The organism is Desulfoferrobacter suflitae (assembly GCF_022603395.1).
In the GTDB taxonomy this organism is placed as follows: domain Bacteria; phylum Desulfobacterota; class Syntrophobacteria; order Syntrophobacterales; family Syntrophobacteraceae; genus Desulfoferrobacter; species Desulfoferrobacter suflitae.
Genome location: NZ_JAIBKA010000001.1, coordinates 585,495 through 600,148, shown reverse-complemented (window position 1 = coordinate 600,148; position 14,654 = coordinate 585,495). Strand labels below are relative to the sequence as shown.

Annotated in this window: 13 protein-coding genes; 6 read left to right on the top strand and 7 right to left on the bottom strand. The window is 54.6% G+C overall.

The genetic code is table 11. From position 1 onward, the window contains the following. On the bottom strand, positions 1-441 hold the full coding sequence (rpsF, locus tag K1V27_RS02830) for a 30S ribosomal protein S6 (RefSeq protein WP_258928000.1): 441 nt from the start codon (positions 439-441) through the stop codon (positions 1-3). Between the two features lie 311 nt (positions 442-752). Here rpsF and K1V27_RS02825 point away from each other — a divergent pair, with 311 nt between their 5' ends. The 5 genes from K1V27_RS02825 to K1V27_RS02805 are packed head-to-tail and all read left to right on the top strand — an operon-like array spanning position 753 to position 7,390. After that, complete coding sequence (locus tag K1V27_RS02825) at positions 753-1,742, top strand: DUF4126 domain-containing protein (protein WP_258927999.1); 990 nt, start codon at positions 753-755, stop codon at positions 1,740-1,742. Then, a complete protein-coding gene (locus K1V27_RS02820) occupies positions 1,726-3,468 on the top strand; it encodes a dynamin family protein (protein ID WP_258927998.1) in 1,743 nt (580 codons plus the stop codon). The genes K1V27_RS02825 and K1V27_RS02820 overlap by 17 nt, the downstream gene beginning before the upstream one ends. Before the next feature lie 54 nt (positions 3,469-3,522). After that, positions 3,523-5,250, top strand: coding sequence for a GTPase (locus tag K1V27_RS02815; RefSeq protein WP_258927997.1), 1,728 nt, complete (start codon positions 3,523-3,525; stop codon positions 5,248-5,250). 3 nt (positions 5,251-5,253) lie between these two features. After that, complete coding sequence (locus tag K1V27_RS02810) at positions 5,254-5,463, top strand: PLDc N-terminal domain-containing protein (RefSeq protein WP_258927996.1); 210 nt, start codon at positions 5,254-5,256, stop codon at positions 5,461-5,463. A gap of 28 nt (positions 5,464-5,491) precedes the next feature. Beyond that, positions 5,492-7,390: a peptidylprolyl isomerase gene (locus tag K1V27_RS02805; RefSeq protein ID WP_258927995.1), complete on the top strand. Its 1,899-nt coding sequence runs from the start codon at positions 5,492-5,494 to the stop codon at positions 7,388-7,390. Between the two features lie 92 nt (positions 7,391-7,482). On the opposite strand, the gene K1V27_RS02800 is transcribed toward K1V27_RS02805, so the two are convergent. Genes K1V27_RS02800 through K1V27_RS02790 form a run of 3 tightly spaced genes read right to left on the bottom strand, consistent with a single transcriptional unit; the run spans position 7,483 to position 9,878 of the window. Then, positions 7,483-7,854: a hypothetical protein gene (locus tag K1V27_RS02800; RefSeq protein ID WP_258927994.1), complete on the bottom strand. Its 372-nt coding sequence runs from the start codon at positions 7,852-7,854 to the stop codon at positions 7,483-7,485. A gap of 42 nt (positions 7,855-7,896) precedes the next feature. Next, entirely contained in the window at positions 7,897-9,123 is a 1,227-nt protein-coding gene (locus tag K1V27_RS02795; protein WP_258927993.1) for a SufB/SufD family protein, read from the bottom strand. Next, a complete protein-coding gene (locus tag K1V27_RS02790) occupies positions 9,102-9,878 on the bottom strand; it encodes an ABC transporter ATP-binding protein (protein ID WP_258927992.1) in 777 nt (258 codons plus the stop codon). The genes K1V27_RS02795 and K1V27_RS02790 overlap by 22 nt, the downstream gene beginning before the upstream one ends. Positions 9,879-10,140: 262 nt before the next feature. On the opposite strand from K1V27_RS02790, the gene K1V27_RS02785 reads away from it, so the two are divergent. Continuing rightward, positions 10,141-11,823: a DUF6178 family protein gene (locus K1V27_RS02785; RefSeq protein ID WP_258927991.1), complete on the top strand. Its 1,683-nt coding sequence runs from the start codon at positions 10,141-10,143 to the stop codon at positions 11,821-11,823. Here K1V27_RS02785 and mtaB read toward each other — a convergent pair. Genes mtaB through K1V27_RS02770 form a run of 3 tightly spaced genes read right to left on the bottom strand, consistent with a single transcriptional unit; the run spans position 11,813 to position 14,647 of the window. Further along, on the bottom strand, positions 11,813-13,132 hold the full coding sequence (mtaB, locus tag K1V27_RS02780) for a tRNA (N(6)-L-threonylcarbamoyladenosine(37)-C(2))-methylthiotransferase MtaB (RefSeq protein ID WP_258927990.1): 1,320 nt from the start codon (positions 13,130-13,132) through the stop codon (positions 11,813-11,815). The two genes, K1V27_RS02785 and mtaB, sit on opposite strands and share 11 nt — an antisense overlap. After that, positions 13,129-14,196 (bottom strand): tRNA 2-thiouridine(34) synthase MnmA, encoded by a 1,068-nt coding sequence (mnmA, locus tag K1V27_RS02775; RefSeq protein ID WP_258927989.1) that lies wholly within the window; start codon positions 14,194-14,196, stop codon positions 13,129-13,131. The genes mtaB and mnmA overlap by 4 nt, the downstream gene beginning before the upstream one ends. Continuing rightward, positions 14,138-14,647 carry an iron-sulfur cluster assembly scaffold protein gene (locus K1V27_RS02770; protein ID WP_337833344.1) on the bottom strand — a complete coding sequence of 170 codons (510 nt, stop codon included), beginning with the start codon at positions 14,645-14,647 and terminating at the stop codon, positions 14,138-14,140. The genes mnmA and K1V27_RS02770 overlap by 59 nt, the downstream gene beginning before the upstream one ends. Positions 14,648-14,654: the final 7 nt, after the last annotated feature.

Sequence of the window (14,654 nt, the reverse complement as noted above, 5' to 3'; positions counted from 1 at the left end):
TTACTCGTTTTCCTCTTCTTCGTAATCGCCTTCCTCGTACTCTTCGCCTTCTTCCTCATCTGATGCTTCAGATGCCTTAACCAGAGCTTCATCTTCTTCGTCAAACACGGGACGTGCGCCGGAATCGCGCGGGAGCTCTTTTTCGGGGTCAAAACGATCTTCGAGCTTGACGGTTATGAATTTGAGAACACGTTCGTCCAGCCGCATGTTGCGCTCGAGTTCAGCGACCAATTCAGGACCGCCCGAATATTCCGCCAACACATACAGACCCCGGGAGCGCTTTTTGACGGGATAAGCCAGCTTTTTCTTGCCCCAGGGGCTGTAGTTCAAAACGACACCCCCCTGGGAAGTGATGATGGTTTGGAATTTTTCGTCGACACTCGCGGTTACCTCATCGGGCAGGTCGGGATCGACGATGAAAAACGTTTCATACTTCCGCATTGTTAGTTCCTCCTTTCGGGTTAGCAGCCCCTTCCGCTTGACGGTTCGGAGCAAGGAGCCAAAATAATCATAAAGCGAAATGAATACCACGACTGTCTATGGCAGGTCAATATTTTTTCTGCCGAAGTCGCTTCGGCACAAGTTCCACTTGGGCATTGACCGATCATTATGCCGCTGTATGTAGCATATCTCATGAACCATGTCACTCAAGGTCTGAACCCTCAGGTGCCGGCCCGTCGTTACTCTTCCTTGCCATGAACGGCAAAATTTCCTAGAATGACTGAAAAAACTGAATTTCAGGATGACACGTTATGGAAGTGATTGCCAAGCTTGGTTCATTATTGGGATTGTCCTTTATTGCGGGTATCAACCTCTACGCCACGGTGGCGGTGACAGGTATTTGCGTCAAGTACCAGCTGGTACAGGGGCTTCCGCCGGAGCTTCATGTGTTGGCCAACGACGCGGTGATTTTTCTGGCGGTTTTCCTTTATGTCATTGAATTCTTGATGGATAAGGTGCCGGGGCTGGACACGCTATGGGATTCCCTTCACACCATCATTCGCCCTCTTGGGGGAGCAATGCTGGCCCTGATGCAGGTGGGGGAAGCTTCTCCCGCGATGGAAGTGATGGTCTTCATGCTCGGCGCCAGCCTCGCCTCGGTGGCGCATATCACCAAAGCAGGAACGCGGGTCATCGTCAATGCCAGCCCCGAGCCCGTTTCCAACTTTGTCGTGAGCACCGGTGAAGACGTGCTGGCAGTGGGATATACGTATCTGAGCCTGGCTTACCCGAAAGTCACCTTTTTTCTGACGTTGCTGTGCTTAGCGATTTTTGTCATGGTGTTCCCCCTCATTTTTCGAACGGTGCGCATGCTTTTGGGAGCAATCCTTTTCAGAATAAAATGTTTTCTCCGCAAGGAAGCGGCCTGGATGGAATCGCGCTCGTTGCCCTTCCAGTATGACAGATTTTATGAGCAGCACAAGCAGCCCGGTGAAAAGGTCTGCTGGACGGGCCGTGCGCACTCGCTGAAAGTGCCTGGTATGGCAAAGTTCAGTCCGCTGCGGGTGGTCATCAGTTCCCAAGCCATTCACCTGCTTCACCGTCGCCGGTTTCGCCTGCAGGATAAGGTCCTGCCTCTGGATGAGCTTACGCAACACAAGAGCTATCCGGGTTCGTTACTGGCCAAGTGGCTGCTGCGGACCGCCAGCGGCGACTGGCTGTTGCAGCTTTATCAACCGCTTGCGACCACTCTGCCGGCGGATTTGACTCCCAAAGATAAGCCCGATGAAAAGCTCTTTTGATTGGAGGCGCCCCAGCCATCTCATGCCCGATAATCACAGTCCCCTTGCATGGGCGAACATCAGATGCCCTGGACTGACGCCCGCTGCAAAACACATCCAGCGGATTGTGCAGGAGCTGCCCAGGAGGTGGGCCGTCTATGCCTACAAGCACGGAAGAGAGCTGCTCTGGGTTGTGTTGGTGGGCGGTACTGGAACGGGAAAGTCCACCATCTTCAACGCCATATGCGGTCAGGGGTTGAGTGCGACCGGTGTAGAAAGGCCGAAAACCCTCGGCCCCATCGTTTGTGCTCATCGCCAAGCGCCCGTCCAAGACGATTTTCCGTTTGAATCGGTCGCCGTCCGCTCGCACTCTGCAGAGGGTGAAATCTCGAGCCCTCGCCCGGGGGCCCCGGGGGATCTGTTGATCATTGAGCATTCGCGGGAGGATCTCGCGCATCTGGCCATCGTTGACACACCCGACCTGGACAGCCTGGAAGTGAGGAACCGAGCGATAGTGGAAGACCTCTATTTGCTGGCGGATGCCGTCGTCTTTGTGACCAGCCAGGAAAAATATGCTGACGAGGTTCCCTTCCAGTTTTTGCAGCGCATACGCCTGGACGGCAAGATCTGTTTTGTGCTGCTCAACAAAGCGGAAAAGGTGTTGCGATGGGAAGACCTGAACGCCTCCCTGGTAGAGCAAGGGGTCAGCATGGCAAGGGATTTCCTTTGGGTGCTGCCGTATATCCCCGCCAATCCTTCCGAACAGCTGCGCCGGCAGGAGGAGTTCAAGGGTTTTCTCGCGGTTTTTCTGGCACAACTTGCCAGGGAAACCATGCCGCAAGTGCTCGCACTCGAGCGGCAGAGGCGAACACGAGCGTTACGGGAGCAGCTTGGTGAGCTCATTGAGCTCCTGGAACACGAACACGGCGAAGCAAGAGCCTGGCTCGGCAGACTCGAGGCGCTTCACAAGTCGGTTTGCGACAAGTTGCTCGATCAGCAGCGCAAACATTTTGATCAGGAAAGCCGCGATTACCTGCAGGCGGAGGTGCGGGCACTGTTCAGCAAATACGACGTGCTCAGAAAACCGCGGCGTTTTGTCTTCAAGATCCTCCTGAGCCCCCTGAAATTGCTTGGATTGCAGACCCAAGGACGGCAGGAATCCCGCCGGGACGTCCTGCTGAGAATTCGCAAAAAGCTTAATCTTGAACCGATCATGGCGGCGGTGGAAAAATTGAACAGGTCGGTTCTGGAAAATTTGTCCCCCTCGGACCCGAACGCCCCTCTGTACCGTACTTTGCGCCAGAGCGGGATCAAACTGAGTGATGAGGAGATCAGGGCGCGAGTTTGGGACGAACAGGAAAAACTCGCCGTGTGGCTGGAAGATACCTTCAATCAACTGGCCCAGGGCATTCCCAAGAGCAAGGAGTGGGGTATTTATTCCACCTCAGTTCTGTGGGGAGCCTTGATCCTTTCGTTTGAAACCGCTATCGGAGGTGGAATTACTTTTTTGGAGGCGGCACTGGATTCGGTTTTGGCTCCCTTTGTGACCAAGGGAGCCGTCGAACTGTTTGCTTACCAGGAACTGCACAAAATCGCCCGCCAATTGGCCAAGAGATACCAGGAAGGAGTGCTTTCCGTTCTGCACGAGCAGCGGGATCGTTATGTGGAAGGGATCCAGTCCCTCACAACTCCAAAGGGAACCATGGATGAACTGGAGGCGCTGCGGCATTCACTGGCGGCTGCTTGAGGATGCGGGTGCTGTCACGCGATTCGGTGATCGAATTGCACCAGGAGAGGTTCTGTGAAACATTCTGTACTGGAACTGCGCAATGACCTCACTCAATTCCAGGCGCTGCTGGGTGACGGGTCCTTCTTTACTTTCTCCGCGAAAGAAAGGGACGACCTCCTGGCACAGTCGGAAAAATACCTGCACAAGCTTGACGGTCTTGCCGAAGGTTTCTTGACCATTGGCCTCCTGGGTGGGACCGGAGTCGGAAAGTCGAGCATCATGAACGCCCTGGCGGGGTCGGAGATCAGTTCTACCAGCCATCGCCGTCCCCATACGAATCAGGTTCTCATCTACCACCACGAGGCAAGCTTTCTCCCTGCGAATCTGCAGCAGGCCGCGGTTCCCTGGCGCAGTATCAAGCACCAGGCGGATTCCATTCGGCAAATCCTGCTGTGTGACCTGCCTGATTTCGACAGCCTGTCCACCTTGCACCGGGAGCATGTCAACACATTCCTGGAACATCTGGATGTACTGGTGTGGATCACCTCGCCGGAAAAGTACGCCGATGAACGCTTTTATCAATTCCTGCGGCATGTTCCCAAAGCCAAGCAAAATTTTTACTTTGTCTTGAACAAAGCAGACCTCCTCTTTGAGGGGCAGCCCAAGGAGGAGGGTTATGACAGGTTATCCAGGGTCACGGAGAATTTTCAGCGATATCTCATTGAAAATGAGGTCTCCCATCCTTTGATTTACGCCCTTTCCGCCGGCCAGATTTTGGGCAATCACCCGGTAGCTCCATGGAACCAATTCGGGAGCTTTCGCCGGCAAATTTTCCAGCATCGAGACGTCAAAGAGATCATGGCGATCAAAGCCGCCAACATAGATGTTGAGGTTCAGCAACTGTTGTCGGTTTTGGACAAAGAAGCCATGAACATTGCAGCCGCGCGGCAGGTGCTGGAAAAATTCATCCAAGATGTGCAGCATGGGCGCGCCGATTGGGCGGCCATAGGAGGTCAGGCCCTGGATGTCTGGCTGGCGGGCCACCTTCGTAAAGACATCTACTTCTGGACCGATTTTTCCGGCATTCTGGTAGGTCCGGGGCGCGTACTGCTCTCCCTGCTTCGGGATTGGCGCCGGTGGATCGAGAAGGAGCCGCAGCGCTCCGTGACGCAGCTGCTCATCGAGGGCCGGACGGCGGAAATGCTGCAGCGCCGGTTGGAGCGATTGCAGGATCGCGTGGCACATGGGCTGTTGAGTCGCGGACTGCCGCCCATGTTCCAGCAACAAGTCGAGTCGATTCTTGACCCCGCAAGCCAGTGGGATGAGTTAAAGGAGAGACTGGATCGTGCCGCTGAAATGTGGCTGGCAAGGACCCGGGCCCCCGCTGCCGTGGGATTTCGCTCGATTCAGTATCTGACATACGGATTCGTCCTGCTGCTGATGCTGCTGGCACTGGCAGGGGAATCGGCATGGCGCAGCTTCCTGGAAAACCCGGGCTGGTCCGGTTTGGTTATTGTGCTCTCCGCGTTGGTGCAGCATCTATTCAGTCCTGTGGGGCTGGCCGCGTTGGGGAGCTACATTCTGCTCAATGTGTTTTTTGCGTTTCGTTTTTATGCCCGGTACAAGAAACTCTTGCAGCGGCATGCTCAAAAGTTTATAGAGTCACTCAAATCAGAGCTGATCAGGGTGTGGGAAGCGGAGCTGGATTCCATTATTGAACAAATGCAGGATTATGATCGAGAATTGGAGGCGCGCATGGCAGCCATCGGTGTCCTTCATGAAAGAAAATCGGAAGACTGACCTATGCCGTTGCAGATTTTGATATTGATTGTCCTTTTCGGGACCCCGCTCATCCCCACGTTCTGGTCCATCTTGGACATCCCCAAGCGGCGCTTTGCCACTCCCGGAAAGAAGATGATGTGGTTTTTCCTGGTCGCGACTTTACCCTTCGTGGGTGGCATGATTTATATTTTGTTCATGCGGCGGCACACAGAACCGCTCGAGAGAACCTAATTCATTAGCAAGGAGGCCTTTGCCGATTATGCTTAACGTTTTCAGAAAACACGCGACCTCCTGGTTGATCAAAGTCGCTCTTTTCCTGATCGTGATTGTTTTTATTTTTTGGGGCGGCTATTCGTTTACCTCCAGAGACGCAACTCGCATGGCGAGGGTGAATGACAAGTTCATCACCATTGCTGAATATGACCAAACCTACAACAACCTGGTTGAGATGTACAAGCGCCAGTTTGGCAGCACTCTTTCCGAGGATATGCTGCGGCAGCTCAACCTCAGGCAGCAGGCGCTCAACATGCTGATTCAGAAATATCTTGTCAGCGAAGCGGCACACCAGCTTGGTTTGACCGCCACCGCTCAGGACGTTCAGCAGCAAATCCTGGAGTATCCAGTATTCCAAAAAGAAGGGGTATTTGATCAGGAGCGCTATGTGCGCATTTTGCAGCAAAATCGCATGTCTCCGGAGATGTTTGAACAGCAGCTGCGTGAGGATTTGAGCATCAGAAATGTGGAAAATTTTATCAAGCGTCAGACGGTCGTGACCGAAGAAGAGGTGGTTGCCGAGTTTCGTTTCGGCTACAGCCCCATCCAGATCAGTTACGCGGAAATAGAGCCCAAAGCATTTGTCGGTCAGGTCGTGCCGACGGACGAGGCGTTGCAGGAGTATTTCAAGAAGCACAAGGAGGCTTACAAGGAACCTGAGAAGAGAAAATTTTCCCTGGTGTTGATCAAAACCGATGCGTTCCTGCAGGATGTGCCGGTCGGGCCGGACGAAATAGAGCAATATTACACGGACAATAAAGACAAGTATCACAAAGAGGCGGAAGTCAGGGCCCGTCATATTCTTTTTCGCGTCGATGAAAACGCCCCCGAGGATGAAGTGGCCAAAGCTAAAGCGGAAGCGGGGAAAGTCCTGGAGGAAGTCAGGCAGAAGGATGCGGATTTTGCTCAGCTGGCAGAAAAGTACTCGCAGGGACCGACCGCTCCAAAGGGAGGAGATCTGGGCTACTTTACCCGTGGTCAAATGGTGCCGCCCTTTACCGAAGCCGCTTTTGCACTCAAGCCGGGCGAAATAAGCGAACTGGTGCGCACGCCTTTTGGTTTTCATATCATCAAGGTGGAAGATTCCCGCCCGGAGAGGACGATTCCTTTGGAAGAGGTGCGCTCCGAGATCGAGCTGACTTTAAAGCGTGACCAGGCGAGGGATATTGCTTTCGACAAGGCGCGCGATTTTGCCGACCTGGCATACGCCGAGGGTGATCTCAAAAAGGCAGCGCAAGCGCACAAATTCTCCGTTACGGAAACCAAAGATTGGGTTGCCCAGACGGAATCACTCCCCGAGGCTCCGGCTTCTCCACAGGCCATGAAAGAGTTGTTTGATCTGCCGCAAAACGGGATCAGCAGTTCATTGGAAGTACCTCAAGGCTTTTTGATTGCTCAGGTTGACGCTGTAAAAGCGCCGGAAGTGCCGAAATATGATGAAGTCAAGGGGAAGGTCGAACAGGACTATAAGGCTCAGGAATCCGCCAAGCTCGCGCAAAAAGCTGCGGCAGAGCTGTTGGCTCAGGCAAGGAAGGTGAACAGCCTGGAACGGGCGGCCGCAGAAAAGAAGCTGGATGTCAAGAAAAGCGCATGGTTTTCACGCACGGAACCGGACCGGAACCTGAGGATAGGAGGCGATGTTCTCAACAAGATGTTCCGGCTGAACGAAGCAGCTCCTTTCCCCGAAGAACCTCTGGATGTCAATGGACAATTTTTTATGGTTTATCAGTTGATTGGGAAAAAGGAGCCGGCCAAGGAAGATTTGGCCAAGAATCGCACGCAGATCCAGCAGCGGCTGCAAACGGAAAAGGAGAATCAGCTGTGGCAGGCGTGGCTCGATCAGCAGAGCAGCCAGGCGGACATCGAAATGATTCAGGAGCTCTAGACTCCCTTTCTAGACTTCTACCAAAGCTCCGGCCGCCGCGCCCGGCAGCAAAGCCGCGGCCGGCCTCTGCAGTCGAAGACGGCCGGGTATTATTAATAGTCGTCCAAATCCCCCAGGCGGCGACACCACGTGTATTCAAAAGGCTCTTGAATGAGCTCCCTTTGCACAAGGCAGCCGCTGCATGAGGAGGCAGCCCAGGGTAACGAGACGATGCTGCCTGCAAGACCCACGATTTGCGAGGCGATCCCCAGGGGGCGCAAGATGAGAACATCCGCCAAAATCAGCTCGCCGGGCGGATCGCTGTCCCATTCGTCCTCCAGAGAGTAGTGGGTAGCATAGGGCGAAACGTAATAGGAGGAGTAGCTGGCGGTGTAATCCGAACCAGCCTGCTGCGCGTGGGCGGAAAGCCCCGCGAGCAGCGCCGGGAACAACACGGTGATGGCACAAACTGCAAATCGTCTCATGGGTTATGTCCCTCCCTTAACCAAGAATATCCCCTGCACCAATTACATCACCGTTTCATCACTGGCGGCGACGGCGCGGTCGATTTCGCTCTTCAACTGAGCGGGAAGCCCAGGGATATCAACGCTCAGAAAACCGCGCACGATGGTAGAAGTGGCTTCATCTTCGGTCAATCCGCGCGACATCAGATAGGTGATTTCTTCCTGCGCGATCTTGCCGACGGCCGCTTCGTGCGACATTTCGACGCCATCGACATACCCCCTGAGCTCGGGGATGGCGTGAATGACGCCACCGTTTAGAATCAGTCCCTTGCATTCCAGGTGAGCCTTGATTTCGGCGACTTCCCCTATCAAATCGCCGCGGGCAATGATCTTGCCGCCGTTGCTGATGGTGCGTGCCACGATTTCTGCACGGTTGCCGGGTTTTTTGAGGAAAATGCGTCCTCCCACATCATATTCGGAACCGGGACTTCCCACGATAATGCTGTAAAACCGTGCAACCGCATCGTTGCCGATCAGATGGGTGGTCGGGTACATTTGCAGGGATTTAACCGGCTTCATACAAATGTAGTTGTTCAAAAACAGGCCGCCCTCTTCAACCTGGGCCACAGAGCGAGGTCTGACCTGCATGTCTTCAGCCCAGTTGTGAATCATGGTGAAGCTGAGTTTGGCGTTCTTTTTGACATAGAACTCCGATATGCCGACATGTGCCGCTTTTTTGAGGTGGGGCGACGTGGAGCAGCCGGTTATGATGTGCAGCTCGGAGTCTTCCTCGGCGATGATGATGTTGTGCACATTTTGCTGGAGCCCCTCTTTATCCAGATAAAGGCACGCCTGGATGGGGTAGACCGTCTTGGCGCCGGGCAGGGAGCGGATCACGTAACCGTCATGCAAATCCAATTCTGCGGCGGCCGTATACTTGTCGGTATCGACCGAGACGAGCTTCCAGTAATAGTCGCGAATCCAGTCCAGCTCCTGCAGCGCCTTCTTGATGGGAATCACCTCAACGCCTGCCTGCTTGCTCTTGCAGTGTATGACTGCCGTGTCCTTCTGAAAATATGTTCCGCCTCGTTCTTTTTCGGTCAAGTCCAGGCCCGCCATGATCAGGCGCTTTTGCTCATCCTCCGGCAGAGAGCGCAGTTCATTGTCGTCAAGATATTTGTGGTCAACCGGAGCCTTCTCGAATTCATCAAGATTGACGTCCGGGCCAATGGCGGCGGCTTTGCCCAAAGCCTTTTTTGCTTGTTCTCTTAATTGTTCTCTATCGTACATCGCACACATTCCTCATATCCCATTTCACTGATGCATCGCAAAATTTCACGCGGGTTGCTGCTGCAGCTCAGCACGCCGTCGTACAACACTTGCCCCTTATCCACCGTCACGTAATCCAGAATGTAGCCGGTGTGCGTGATGATCAAGCCCATTTTGGTTCGTTCGCGCTTCATCTGCAGCATGCTCTTGTTCTTGGAGGGCATGCACTCCTTTTGCAGCAGCGCGGCGATCGTATTGCCGACCAAAGCGATATTTTCCAGATCCACGCCGGATTCGGGCTCATCGAAAAGCATAAAGTCAGGATCTTGAGCCATCAGCTGAAGCAGTTCCGAACGTTTGATTTCTCCGCCTGAAAAACCTGCATTGACGTCTCTCTCCAAAAAATCAGCGAAATACACCTTTCGAGCCAATTGTTCGACGTCAACGTCCTGCTTGCCGCGTGTGTCCGCGCATATCTGAACCATCTGCCGCGTTTTCAATCCATGGATGGTAGGCGGTCTCTGGTAGGACATCCCGATGCCGAGTCTGGCTCGCTCGTCGATGGGGCTATGGGTGATGTCGACCCCCTTGAACTCGATCTTGCCCCCCGTGACTTTGTATTGGGGGTAGCCCATGATGGTCATCAAAAGGGATGTCTTACCCGAACCATTGGGGCCGAATAGTACATGGGTCTCCCCGGGCTTGATTTCCAAATCAATGTGTTTGAGTATGGTCTTGCCCGCAAGTTCAACCTGCAAATCCTCGATGAGCAGCATTTTTGCTTCTCCTGTAAAGGGTTTATCGCACCCCGCAGGGGATGCGCAACGCTCTTCAATCTTCTGTGTGGTCCTGAACTTAGAATTTACATATAATGTTTACAATGTGCTAACGCAAGCGCAAATCCACCCCCTGCGCCTGCTCCCCGGGTAACGTTAGCGAGTTGGCGAACAGCAGCATCACCCCGTCTTGACATTGCTCCGTTTAAGGGGAATATAACAGGCGACAACAATCAATGGAAGAACACACAGGTGACGGTCTATGCCCACAGCAGTAATTGATTTTACAGAAAAACGGTTGGAAAAACTGGCTCCTGGTGAACTGAGCCTCGATCTCATGCGTCTGCCTGCCAGGAGAAGACTGGAGATGATCCTGCAGCGCGAAGATGCGGAGCAGGTTGTGGCGGCCCTGGCAGAGCAGGATTTCTATTTTTCGGTAAAAGAAATCGGACCCGAGGATGCCCTTGCGCTTCTGGGCATGGCGCGCTTGCAGCAGCTCAATCATATGTTTGATCTGGAATGGTGGCATAAGGATCAAGTACATGCAACCAAGGCGGTTGACTGGCTGGACAGACTGGCCCGGGCCAATGAAGACAAGCTGCTGGAGTGGCTGTACCATGCAGATTTTGAGTTGCTGGTGACCCTGTTCAAGAAATGGCTGCGCGTCAGTGTCGCCCCGGAAGACGTGGAAATGGTGGAGTTCATTGATCAAATGCCGCGAAACACACTGGATGACCAGTACTTCTGGGAGCCCCTCTATCCCCAGTACGAGGACTTCTTCAAGCAGCTGCTGGGCGTGATTTTTGAGGTCAATTACGGCTTTTACCGAGAGCTCATGAACCACATCATTTTCTCAAATGATTCGGAAATGGAGGAAGAAGCATATCGGTTTCATTTAGGCCGTTTGGAAGACCTGGCAATTCCTGATTTTTATGATGCCCTCAATATCTACCAACCGTTAAGTTCGCAGGAAATCACCAGTTCCAAGAACATTCCGGACTCGATCGGCCCCTCCGGCCCTTCCCCCGCTTTTGCTCTGGCTCTGGCGTCGGAGACCACCTTGTTTGGTCGAGCTCTCCGCTTGATCACCGAGCCTTCCATGATCGGTTCCTTGCAGCTGGAACTTGCGTCCCTGGCCAATAAGGTGGTCGTGGCGGACCAGCTGGCTCCGGACAATCCTGCAGCGCTGCACGCCGCGGTGGATAAAGCCGCCGCTTATGTCAACCTGGGTTTGCATCTGGCTGCAGGCGATTCGCCGGAGGTTGCCGCGGAAAAGCTTCGGGAACTCTTCCTGGAACATTTGTTCAGATTGGCGCAGGTGCCCATAGCCAAGCTGAAACGCAGGCTGCAGCACATCTGTGAACACGGCTGGATTGCAAAATGGCCCAAAAAGCTCAACTGCCTGGATCAGCAGTGGATGGAAGCGGCCGAATTGCTTCTCGAAAAGACTCCCAAAATTATCAGGCCATCGTCTCATCAATCCCCGCATCGAGAAGATTTATTAAGAGATATCAATGACCTCCGTCATGCTGAGTACATTGTGGAAACGGTTGCGGTCCTGGGCAAGGTGTATGATTCCCTCGCGCCGAAACCGGACTATCTTCAGTCAATCTTGTGGCGCCGGGGGCAAATACGAGATTTGGCGGATGTGACCATCGGCAGTATGCTGTGGACCGCCGCCGCTCACTTCATCATTCAGGGGGAATGGGCGGTTGAGCCGATCCCGGTGCGGGCGTGGAGCACCCTGTTTCCCCTGGTGAGTGGTCAGACAATGCGGCGGGTTCTCGGCCAGTGGATCGAGCGTTCCTTTGACGGGTCGGATGCCGGTTGCATAGAGGCTTACCTGGCTCACCTTTTGGCGGCATACCAGGATGAGGTGGGAGCCTTCGAGGGGGGGAATCCACCCGATGCAGGTCTGGTTAAATTTTTCCTGTTCAGGGAGTAACTTGCGGCTCGCCCAGGACCATACCGCTTTTGTGCTGGTCCCTGAGTCGGACGGTTACCAGGGCGCCCGGGGAGAGCGGGCGGTTCATGGGAAACATTACCTGCAAGTAGTTGTCGGTCGTCCCTCGCCACAGCCCGGCCTCGATCTCGCTTTCGACCAAAACTTCCACCGGCTGTCCGATGTTGGCCTGGCGAAACTGTATTCGTTTGCGGGTATCGAGATTGTGCAACACCTTCGCGCGCTGTTTGAGGGTGCTGCCGGTTATGCGGTTGGCGAGATCCGCCGCCGGCGTTCCCGGCCGCGGAGAGAACGGAAAGACGTGCAGGTAGGTTAGAGGCAATGCCTCGATGAGCTCAACCGTTTCCTGAAAATGGTGCTCCGTTTCGCCCGGAAAACCCACCATGACATCGGCTCCCAGGGCTGCGCGCGGAAATCTGCGGCGCATCTCGCATATCAGTTCGGAGTATTGCCCCGGCGTGTAGGGCCGGTGCATGGCCTGCAGCACGTCCCGGCTCCCGCTTTGCAGAGGAACATGGAAGTGGGGGCAGATGCTCGGATTGGAGCTGACACAACGCAGGAGGTGATCGCTCCACTCCCCGGGCTCCAAGGAGCTGAGTCTGATCCTTGGAGGGAGTGCGTCCGCGGCAAGAAATTGGAGCAGCCCCGCTAGGTCTTGGCAAGGTTCCAAATCCTTCCCCCACTGCCCCAAATGGATGCCGGTAAAGACCACTTCCCGGTAGCCGTGGCGCGTGTAACGTTCCAGTTGCGCGCGAACATCCTGTTGCGGCAGGCTCCTGCTTTTGCCCCGGGTATAGGGAACGACACAATACGAGCAAAAGGAATCGCAGCCATCCTGCACCTTTAGAAACGCTCTGGCACGACCCGAGTGCATGCGGGTTGTCGGCAAAGGCTTCAGGGTAGCGGCCAGGCGCGCATCACTCACGGCCAGGCAGGGGTTGGAGTAACTTCCGGCGGCATTCAGCCAGTGCAGCAGGTCAAGTTTTTCAGCAGTCCCAAGTATATGGGTGGCCAGTCGTTCGCGCGCAATTCGGTGCGGTTCCAACTGAGCATCACAACCGATTGCCAGCACCAGGGCAGCAGGGTTGTTGCGCCTGGCGCGACGCAGCAGCTGCCTGGTCTGGAAAGCAGCCCTGGATGTGACGGCGCAACTGTGAACAATATAGATGTCCGCCTTGGCGCGGAAGGGTACCCAATGGTAGTTCGCCGTCGTCAGAATTTCCGCCAAATGGGACGATTCGTACTGATTGACTTTACAGCCCAGGGTCTCCAGCGCGACGGTTGGATTCATGATGCGGGCTGCTTTTTAATGGTACCGCCGCCCAAAACCAGAGCGTCCTGATAGAATACGGCGGCCTGCCCTGGAGTAACGGCGCGCTGGGGGGCATCAAAAAGTACCAGACACCGGTCGGCGCCTTGTCCTGGAATAATCCAGGCCGGAGCCGGTTGATGTTGATTTCTGATGCGCACCTGAGCCCGCAAGGGTGTTTGCGGGGGGCTTATGGAAAGCCAGTTGACCTTGTCGGCCAGCAGTTGCGAACGATACAGGTCCTGCTCTCGGCCGACCCGCACCGTGTTGCTTGCGGCATCCAGGTCAACGACATAATACGGGGCCGATGAGGCAATGCCCAGGCCGCGGCGTTGGCCGATGGTGTAGGCAAAAATTCCTTTGTGTCGAGCCAGGCAATTGCCCTCCATGTCAACGATTGGTCCGCCGCTTGCCGCTGCAGGCGAATCCTGCGCCAGTAATTGCCGGTAAGTACCCGAATGGATGAAGCAAAGCTCCTGGCTTTCTATGGCAAGATCCCTGGGAAACCCTTGATTAAAGGCCCACTCCAGCACTTGTTCCTTGCTCTGGTCGCCCAGTGGAAACAAGGCGCGCGACAATTGCTGCTGGCTCAACCCGTACAGAAAATAGGACTGATCTTTTCCGGAATCCTTACCGCGGTAGAGTTTGAAGCGGTCAGACGCACCTGTCGGCGGCACCAATGTGACATAATGGCCCGTTGCCAGATATGTCGCACCGCGCTGTCGTGCTTCCTCGAAGAGAAAACCGAATTTGATGGTCGGATTGCAGATGACACAGGGATTTGGCGTCAATCCGTCACGGTAGGCCTGCATGAAGGGCAAAATGACCTTGGTTCTGAACAAATCCCGGAAATCGACCGTGGCCAGGGGGATTTCAAGCTGGTCAGCCAGGGATTTGAGGTTGTGTTGTCGATCTCCAAAGATGGAGTCATTGCTCCATCCTCGGGATCGCGGATCGGGGAAAAGCTGCATGTGAATACCGAAAACTTCAATCCCCCGTTCTTTCAACAGGGCCGCTGTCCGCAGACTGTCGACACCCCCGCTCATTGCTACCGCAACACGCACTGTTTTGTTCTTCCGCCTGATGTTCCAAATGTTCATCTTCAAGGGGCACAATTTTTTCCGGATGGCCGGTGCGTCTCCAATAATCGTTAACAGCCGCCTTCAGGGCGTCGGTCCCCAGGTTGGAGCAGTGCAGCTTCTTCTCGGGCAGGCCGCCCAGGGCTCCGGCCACATCGTCACGATTCACCGTCACTGATTCTTCAAGGGTCTTGCCGCGCACCATTTCTGTAACCATGGAGCTCACTGCGATGGCGGCTCCGCATCCAAATGTCTTGAAGCGGATGTCGGAAATGCGATTGTCGACAACTTTGATCGTCATCCGCATAATATCGCCGCAATTGATGTTTCCAACCTGTCCTACGCCGTCCGGATTGTCCAGTTCCCCTACGTTTCGCGGGTTCATAAAATGGTCAAGCACTTTGTCACTGTAATTCATTACCTCC

Bases quoted from the DNA above. Each gene is read 5' to 3' on its own strand.
- K1V27_RS02790 (WP_258927992.1), bottom strand. From the start codon at position 9,878: ATGCTGCTCATCGAGGATTTGCAGGTTGAACTTGCGGGCAAGACCATA.
- K1V27_RS02820 (WP_258927998.1), top strand. From the start codon at position 1,726: ATGAAAAGCTCTTTTGATTGGAGGCGCCCCAGCCATCTCATGCCCGAT.
- K1V27_RS02795 (WP_258927993.1), bottom strand. From the start codon at position 9,123: ATGTACGATAGAGAACAATTAAGAGAACAAGCAAAAAAGGCTTTGGGC.
- K1V27_RS02800 (WP_258927994.1), bottom strand. From the start codon at position 7,854: ATGAGACGATTTGCAGTTTGTGCCATCACCGTGTTGTTCCCGGCGCTG.
- K1V27_RS02805 (WP_258927995.1), top strand. From the start codon at position 5,492: ATGCTTAACGTTTTCAGAAAACACGCGACCTCCTGGTTGATCAAAGTC.
- K1V27_RS02785 (WP_258927991.1), top strand. From the start codon at position 10,141: ATGCCCACAGCAGTAATTGATTTTACAGAAAAACGGTTGGAAAAACTG.
- K1V27_RS02825 (WP_258927999.1), top strand. From the start codon at position 753: ATGGAAGTGATTGCCAAGCTTGGTTCATTATTGGGATTGTCCTTTATT.
- mtaB (WP_258927990.1), bottom strand. From the start codon at position 13,132: ATGAATCCAACCGTCGCGCTGGAGACCCTGGGCTGTAAAGTCAATCAG.
- mnmA (WP_258927989.1), bottom strand. From the start codon at position 14,196: ATGAGCGGGGGTGTCGACAGTCTGCGGACAGCGGCCCTGTTGAAAGAA.
- K1V27_RS02810 (WP_258927996.1), top strand. From the start codon at position 5,254: ATGCCGTTGCAGATTTTGATATTGATTGTCCTTTTCGGGACCCCGCTC.
- K1V27_RS02770 (WP_337833344.1), bottom strand. From the start codon at position 14,647: ATGAATTACAGTGACAAAGTGCTTGACCATTTTATGAACCCGCGAAAC.
- rpsF (WP_258928000.1), bottom strand. From the start codon at position 441: ATGCGGAAGTATGAAACGTTTTTCATCGTCGATCCCGACCTGCCCGAT.